Genomic DNA, 2089 nt, shown 5'->3' on the forward strand with positions numbered 1-2089 from the left:
TCCCCATCCGTACCGGTGACCACTATGCGGACAAGCGGACGATCACATTCCGGCCGGTGTTTACGATCTTCCGGTAGTCCCCTGCCCTACCCCGGAAGGCCCTCGTGCGCTCCCCCTCCCCCCTGCCCGCCGCAGGCACGTCCGCGGTGACGACGCCGGGCACGGTACTGATCCGCTCCGCGGCCGACATCTCCGATCTGGTCAACTCCGGTACGGCACGCGGCCGTCACGCCAAGATGATCGTGATCATCGCGCTGGGCGGCATCTTCCTCGACGCCTACGACCTCAGCTCCCTCGCCTACGGCCTGCCCGACATCACCCGCCAGTTCCACCTCAGCTCCGCCATGGCCGGCACGGTCACCGCCTCGATCAGTGTCGGCTCGCTCCTGGGCGCCCTCCTCGGCGGCTGGCTGGTGGACCGGATCGGCCGCTACCGGGTCTTCATGGCCAACATGCTCTTCTTCGTAGTCACCGCGCTGGTGTGCGCGCTGGCGCAGGACGTGTGGACGCTGATCGCCGCGCGCTTCGTGATGGGTATCGGCGTGGGCATGGACATCCCGGTGGCGATCGCGTTCCTCGCCGAGTTCTCCCGGCTGCGCGGCAAGGGAAGCAAGGGCTCCCGTACGGCTGCCTGGTCGCCCGCCTGGTACGCGGCGACCAGCGGCTGCTACCTGGTGATCATGACGTTGTACTTCCTGCTGCCGGACGCCCAGCTGGGCTGGCTGTGGCGCTTCACCGTCGGCTTCGGCGCGATACCCGCGCTGCTGGTCCTGCTGCTACGCCGCCGGTACATGAACGAGTCCCCCACCTGGGCCGCCGAGCAGGGCGACCTGGAGGGCGCGGCGAAGATCCTGCGGCAGTCCTACGGCGTGGATGCGCGCGTCGCCGACGACGTGCCCGCGCAGGCACCCCGCCCGCCCCGGCCCGGCCTCGCCGCCTACGCACGGCTGTTCACCCCGCCCTACCGCACCCGCACCTTCCAGTCGGTGACCGTCGGCCTGGCCGAGACCTTCGGCTACAACGCGGTCGCCTTCGGGCTGCCCATCATCATCGCCACGCTGATGACCCAGGGCCCGCTGACCACGATCGCGTCCTCCTTCGCGCTGAACCTCCTGTTCGCCCTGACCGGCGGGCTGCTCGGCATCCGCTGGGCGTCGACCCGCGGGGCCTGGCCGATGATGACGCTGGGCTTCGCGATCCAATTCGTCGCCATCACGGTGCTGGGTCTTATCGCCGACCCTTCGGGGACGGCCGCGGTGACGGCGGGCATCCTGATGCTCGGCGCGTTCATGTTCGCCCAGGGCTTCGGCCCCGGCGCGCACATCATGAGCTACGCCTCGCTGGGCTTTCCCACCTCGATGCGCGGTGTGAGCATCGGCTTCAACCAGGCGGTACTGCGCCTGGGTTCGACGCTGACGCTGTTCTTCTTCCCCGTCCTCAGCAGCGGCCTCGGCACCCACGTCTACTGGGTCATCCTCGCCGCCCCCGTCCTCGGCCTGATCGCCCTGCTGGCCAAGCGCTGGGAGCCGGTCGGCTTCGACGCCGACGCCGAGGAACGGGCGCGGATCGAGACGGCGTCCGGGGGCTGCCCTCGGCGCTGACGCCGAGGGCTTGCCCGTGAGCGGGCGCGAGCACCGCTCTTCGCCCGCCCCTACGCCGCCGCAAGGTGCCTGCGCGCCCAGTCGGCGAACGGCGTGGGCGTGATGCCCAGCGCCCGGGCGTACTCGGGGCGGGCCGGCTGGACGACGGCGTTGTTCCAGTCGTGACCGGCCCCCCAGCCGGGCATGCCCGCCGCGAGTGCTTCCTCCAGGCTCATCGTCGGGGCGGCCACCGGCACGCCCCAGACCTCCGTGAGGACCTGCGCCACCTGCTCCATGGTGAGCAGGTCACCGGCCAGTTCCAGCTCGACCTCGTGGAAACGGTCGGGGTCGCCGACGGCACCGGCCACGGCCGCGCCGATGTCCTCGCCTGCGACCAGGGCCAGCTCCGTGCCGGGCTTGACGATCGTCGCCAGGCCGCCTTCGGGCCCGTGGGGCACGAGCGCGGGGATGTTGTCCATGAAGTACGCAGGCTTGATCACCGTCCAACC

General features: G+C 70.8%; 2 protein-coding genes. One reads left to right on the forward strand and one right to left on the reverse strand.

Annotation, left to right across the window (positions count from 1 at the left end):
* The first annotated feature begins 104 nt into the window (after positions 1 to 104).
* Complete coding sequence (locus tag ACQKIP_RS45885) at positions 105 to 1601, forward strand: MFS transporter (protein WP_365864452.1); 1497 nt, start codon at positions 105 to 107, stop codon at positions 1599 to 1601.
* Between the two features lie 50 nt (positions 1602 to 1651).
* Here ACQKIP_RS45885 and ACQKIP_RS45890 read toward each other — a convergent pair.
* Positions 1652 to 2089: NmrA family NAD(P)-binding protein (locus ACQKIP_RS45890; protein WP_427745715.1), on the reverse strand; the 438-nt coding region annotated here is incomplete at its 5' end.

This window comes from Streptomyces sp. NPDC059900 (assembly GCF_050270335.1).
Lineage (GTDB): Bacteria > Actinomycetota > Actinomycetes > Streptomycetales > Streptomycetaceae > Streptomyces.